At 57.1% G+C, this 5,018-nt stretch carries 7 protein-coding genes; 1 reads left to right on the top strand and 6 read right to left on the bottom strand.

Features of this window, described 5'->3' with window-relative positions:
- The 4 genes from AC1DSG_RS27600 to AC1DSG_RS27585 all read right to left on the bottom strand — a co-directional run.
- The coding region (locus AC1DSG_RS27600) for an ABC transporter permease subunit (RefSeq protein ID WP_477793710.1) at positions 1-434 on the bottom strand (434 nt) is incomplete at its 3' end.
- 27 nt (positions 435-461) lie between these two features.
- On the bottom strand, positions 462-1,301 hold the full coding sequence (locus tag AC1DSG_RS27595) for a glutamate ABC transporter substrate-binding protein (protein ID WP_477793709.1): 840 nt from the start codon (positions 1,299-1,301) through the stop codon (positions 462-464).
- Between the two features lie 39 nt (positions 1,302-1,340).
- Positions 1,341-2,105: an amino acid ABC transporter ATP-binding protein gene (locus AC1DSG_RS27590; protein ID WP_477793708.1), complete on the bottom strand. Its 765-nt coding sequence runs from the start codon at positions 2,103-2,105 to the stop codon at positions 1,341-1,343.
- A gap of 50 nt (positions 2,106-2,155) precedes the next feature.
- The gene (locus AC1DSG_RS27585) at positions 2,156-3,172 is read right to left on the bottom strand and encodes an asparaginase (RefSeq protein ID WP_477793707.1); all 1,017 of its coding nucleotides are present in this window, start codon (positions 3,170-3,172) and stop codon (positions 2,156-2,158) included.
- Between the two features lie 210 nt (positions 3,173-3,382).
- Here AC1DSG_RS27585 and AC1DSG_RS27580 point away from each other — a divergent pair, with 210 nt between their 5' ends.
- On the top strand, positions 3,383-4,291 hold the full coding sequence (locus AC1DSG_RS27580; RefSeq protein WP_477793706.1) for a LysR family transcriptional regulator: 909 nt from the start codon (positions 3,383-3,385) through the stop codon (positions 4,289-4,291).
- Between the two features lie 18 nt (positions 4,292-4,309).
- Here AC1DSG_RS27580 and AC1DSG_RS27575 read toward each other — a convergent pair whose 3' ends face one another.
- Both AC1DSG_RS27575 and AC1DSG_RS27570 read right to left on the bottom strand, forming a co-directional pair.
- Complete coding sequence (locus tag AC1DSG_RS27575; protein ID WP_477793705.1) at positions 4,310-4,768, bottom strand: metallophosphoesterase family protein; 459 nt, start codon at positions 4,766-4,768, stop codon at positions 4,310-4,312.
- Positions 4,769-4,802: 34 nt separating this feature from the next.
- A partial coding sequence (locus tag AC1DSG_RS27570) for a bile acid:sodium symporter (RefSeq protein WP_477793704.1) occupies positions 4,803-5,018 on the bottom strand: 216 nt, incomplete at its 5' end.

Raw genomic sequence — 5,018 nt, 5'->3', positions numbered from 1 at the left:
AACAGATTTCCCAGCGGCGCGATAACCGATTGCACCGCCTGCGGTAACACCACTTCGCCGAGTATCTGATCAAAGCGCATGCCGATGCTGCGCGCGGCTTCGATCTGCCCCAGAGAAACGGTATTGATGCCCGCCCGCACCACCTCACAGATCCACGCCGCGCTATATAAGCCCAGCACCAGGACCGTGGAGGTGAACAGCGAATAGATGAAACCGAGCTTGGGCAGTCCGAAGSTAAACAGCAGCAATAACGCCAGTAGCGGCATCATCCGCATGAGCTCGACGTAACCGCTGGCGAACCAGCGAAATGTCGGCCATGGGCTAACCCGCATGACAGCCAGCAGCAGTCCCAGGACAATGGCTATGGCGAAGGACAGCAGGGTGAGCTCGACGCTTATCGCGATACCCCCAAGAAAGCGTTCGATATAAGGCATCAAGGTCACCCTCTATGGATTGCTTTCTTATTGGATGACAGGCACTTGGGGCGCGCCCAAACCGGCTTCAAGTTCCTTGTCATACATTTTTTGCCACTGACCGTCACGGATCGACGTGCTCAGTTGCGAATTGATCCAGTCACGCCACACGTTGTCTTCCTTGACGACGGCAATCCCGTAGGGCTCCTCGGTAAAGGGTGTGCCGACTACGCGCATCTTGCCGGGTTGGCGCATCGACTCGCCGACCAGCGTGGCACCGTCGTCGACATAGGCATCGAAACGTTTGTCGATCAGCCCTTCCACGCACGCCGAGGCGTCGCTGAAGGTGACTATTTTGGCATGGGGCGCCACCGGCTTGAGGTTACGTTCAACGGTGGTGCCGCTCAGGACGCAGACGGTCTTGGTGTCGAGGTCTGCGGTTTTATTGATCGAATGGTCGTCCGCCCGCACCAGCGAATCTTGCCCCGCGAGGTAATAAGGACCGGCAAAACCAATGACCTGCTTGCGTTCATCCGTCACTGTCATGGTCGAGATGACCAGGTCAACGCGTTTGTTCTGGACCAACGGGATGCGGTTTTCCGGCGTGGTGCTGACCCACTCGATGTTTTCTTCCGACCCCGTCAGCCGTTTGGCCAGCATCCTAGCCAGCTCAGCCTCGAAGCCCTCGACATTCCCGGTCATGGGATTGCGTGAGGAAAACATCAGCGTGTTCAGCGAGGTGCCAACGACCAGCTTGCCTCGCTCGTGGATTTTGGCCATCGTCGAATCGGCCGCGAATTTCTCTGTCGTGTCAGCCGACGCAACGCCGGCAAACATGCAGGACGTCAGCAGGGAAAGGCTAAGAGCAACAAGTCGGTTTGAGCGCATGGTCTATTTCTCTTGTTATTGTGGGTTCTACTGCGTGATTCAGTGTGCGAGTACTTTGGAAAGAAAATCGCGAGCACGCTCTGAGCGGGGAGCGCTGAAAAAAATTTCGGGTGGCGCACTTTCGACGATGCGACCGGCGTCCATGAACACAATCCGGTCGGCGGCCGAGCGTGCGAAGCCCATTTCATGGGTGACCACCACCATCGTCATACCGCTGCGGGCCAATTCGACCATCACCTTCAGAACCTCGTTGACCATTTCAGGATCAAGTGCCGAGGTCGGCTCATCGAACAACATGACGCTGGGCTTCATCGCCAGTGAACGCGCGAGCGCGACCCGCTGTTGTTGTCCACCCGACAGCTCTGCGGGGTACGACTTGCCCTTGTGCCCCAAACCGACTTGATCCAGAAGCTGCATGGCCCATGCCTCTGCATCGTGTCGACTCATGCCGAGCACTTTACGTGGCCCCATAGCAACGTTCTGCATCGCTGTCCGGTGGGCAAACAAATTGAAGTTCTGGAAAACCATGCCCACTTTGGCACGCATCTTCGCCAACGCACCGCCCTCTTCCGGAAGGCGTTCGCCGTGCAGGAAAATCTCACCGCTGTCGATCGCTTCCAGGCGATTGATACACCGGCACAACGTCGATTTACCCGAGCCGGAGGGGCCGATAATCACCACCACTTCACCGGGCTGTACTTGCAGGTCTACATCAAACAGCACCTGCTGACTGGCGAAGAATTTGTTCACTGCCCGCAATGAAATGGCTGGGGGTTTCTGATCCAGTGAGCGCGTCGATTGCATGGCTTGTGCTCTGCATTAGATTACTGACTCGTGCCTGCCGGCACTGTGCATTAGACGAACTTCAATTGCACAGTGGCTTTCAATTGACCCACCGGCGCGCCATTGCAATTGTTCAACGCGGGATCTGCCCAAGGTGCCAACAACTGATTCTCGCCTTCCAACACGCCCAACTGCTTGAGCACCGAGATGGTGACGGCAAACACACTGGGAAAATCACCATCGCTGACCTTGACCGCCACGCCCAGTCCGCGACTGCGGATTCCCACCGTCTGCACGCCATCAGCCCCCGTTTTGGCGACCCAATCGCCGTTGGAGGACAGGGTGATGCCCAGATCGGATCGACCGGTACCGGAAACCATTTGAGGATTACGACGCATGGCGTCGAACAGCCGCTGCAAAACAGGACTGAGGCTGGTGTCGTTCCCGGCATCACCACTGGCCAGACGTGCCCATAACAGCGCAAGTCGCGAGAGAGGCATTCCCAGGTTGGGCGCGTTGCAGCCGTCAGTCCCCGTCCAAAGCTGATTTTGCGGTATCCGCGTCAACCCTGCGACGACCCGCTGGATATCGCGTTGCAGGGGATGTTCGGGCGCCAGGTAAGAACTGCTCTCTAGTCCGTGGAGGCGGCAGTAGGCAAGAAATCCGGTGTGTTTTCCGGAGCAGTTGTGGTGGCGTTGATCGAAATGGAAACCTTGGGGCGGGAGATTGTCACCGCTGTAGAAGTCCGGCAAATGGCAGCCACATCCCAAGTCATGAACTTCGTGACCGATCTTCGTCAGCATGTTGCTCACGGCGTCGACGTGCGCCTCTTCCCCGGAATGGCTGGCGCACATCAAGGCGACCTGATCATCGGTGAAACCAAAGCGCTCGGGGCCGCCGTCACGGACAAAAGGAACGGCCTGGAACGGCTTGAGCGTCGAACGGGAAAAAGTCATGGAGGCCGGGTCGCCAGCGTAGGCCAGTAACGCGCCCTCGCTATCGACCACTGCCACTGACCCCCAATGGATTCGCTCCACATGTTCGTTTCGAGTGGCGATGGCGATTGGAACATGGGCAGGGAAATTCATGAGGGTCTTCAAACTCCGACTTGCAACGGGGAATATTCTTTGACGGGCAACATGGATGTGCGCACGGCATGGAATTGAGTCTATATTCCGATAAAAACCGGTGGAACATCGAGTAAAGGAATTCGGTTTTGCACCCAGCGCAAAGGCAATCAACCTGAAATGAGCTCCGAAATTGCACGTATCGATCATCTTGGGGTGATGAGGGCCTTGGTGAAAGTCGTCGAGTTGGGCAGCTTTTCTGCAGCTGCCCGAGAGATGCACGTCTCGCCCTCAACCTTGACCCGAACCATTTCGGCGTTGGAAAAGTCGCTGAACACCACCCTGCTCCATCGCACCACGCATATCGTCGCGCTGACCGAGGCGGGGCAGATCTATCACGCGCGGGCGTTGTCGATGATCGCCGACCTGGATGACACCTTGCGCGTGGTCAGCGATCTCAACCTTGCACCCAGCGGTCCTCTGAAACTCACCTCACCCGTGGCGTTCGGCAGGCGTTTCCTCGCGCCGCTGATCGCCCCCTTTCTAAAGATGTACCCCGGCATCCAGATGGATCTGCGCCTGACAGACAATCACAACGATATGATCGTCGGGGGCTTTGATCTGGATATCCATGAGGGTGAAAACCATTTGGAGAACCTGATCGCCTACCCGATTTCCCGCAACGATTCGCTGCTTTGCGCCACACCTGGATACCTTGCACAGCATGGACATCCACAATCACCCGGGGACCTGAGCACCCATAACTGCCTGGTCTACGTACACCCGGATAGCGACCCCCATTGGTATTTTGTCCGGGACGAGGAAAAGCATTCGATTTTCCCGCAGGGCAATCTTCAATCAGACAACTCGGAACTGTTGCTCGAAGCGGTCTGTGGGGGCCTGGGCATCGCGGAATTCGAAATCTGGCTGGTGCGCGACCTGCTGTTGAACGGTCAATTGCAGATTGTTTTGCCGGACTATCGTTTCGTTAATTCGCTGACCGGAAGACAGATCTACATGGCCTACCTGCCCAATCGACGGTTTTCGACAAAGGTACGCGTGTTGCGCGAATTTCTTGAAGCCCATCTACAAGGCATTGGCGAATTGCCTCCTGGTTTTCTCCGACATGAGGTGGAATAGAATCGATGCGGAAAAAATTCATTCCAACAGCGAAACCAGTCGCGGCTCAATCGAGCCCTCAAGCACCTCAATCAACGCCAGCGTCACCGGCAGCTTGAAAGGCCGCCGTCCCGCACTGCCGGGATTGAGAAATAACCGCTCACCGCGCCATTCCATGCGTGGTTTGTGCGAATGGCCGGTGATCACCAGCTTGATGCCTGCATCGAGCACGACCGGAACATCGGCGATGTCATGCACCAGCAATGTGCCCCATCCGTTCAGCTCAAAACACAGAAGATCATCCAGCGGTTCTGCCCAAGACTCGCCCAGATCGTTGTTCCCGCGCACCACATGCAGCGGGGCTATCGACGCCAGTTGATCGAGAATGTCCCGGCTACCGATGTCGCCTGCGTGAATGATCCGCTCACACCCCTCCAGCGCGGCAACCGCTTCGGTGCGGAGCAAACCGTGGGTATCGGAAATCACGCCAACCTTCATGCATCACTCCAGACGAGGCTAGGACCCCAGACAATCAAGGATCTACTTGCGCCATCAACTCAGCAACCGATTCCTGGCGTTTGGCGTAGCGCTGGGCCAGCACCGCGCAGACCATCAGCTGGATTTGATGGAACAGCATCAACGGCAGGATCAACACGCCAATGGTGCTGCCGGCGAACAGCACCTGGGCCATCGGCACACCGGTGGCCAGGCTTTTCTTCGAACCGCAGAACACGATGGTGATGCGGTC

It is taken from the genome of Pseudomonas sp. P5_A12 (genome assembly GCF_056400685.1).
The sequence above is the reverse complement of the archived record's forward strand: the minus strand, read 5'-3'. Positions and strand labels throughout refer to the sequence as shown.

Excerpts from the sequence above, each read along its gene's own strand:
- AC1DSG_RS27585 (WP_477793707.1), bottom strand. The coding sequence starts at position 3,172 with ATGAATTTCCCTGCCCATGTTCCAATCGCCATCGCCACTCGAAACGAA.
- AC1DSG_RS27595 (WP_477793709.1), bottom strand. The coding sequence starts at position 1,301 with ATGCGCTCAAACCGACTTGTTGCTCTTAGCCTTTCCCTGCTGACGTCC.
- AC1DSG_RS27590 (WP_477793708.1), bottom strand. The coding sequence starts at position 2,105 with ATGCAATCGACGCGCTCACTGGATCAGAAACCCCCAGCCATTTCATTG.
- AC1DSG_RS27575 (WP_477793705.1), bottom strand. The coding sequence starts at position 4,768 with ATGAAGGTTGGCGTGATTTCCGATACCCACGGTTTGCTCCGCACCGAA.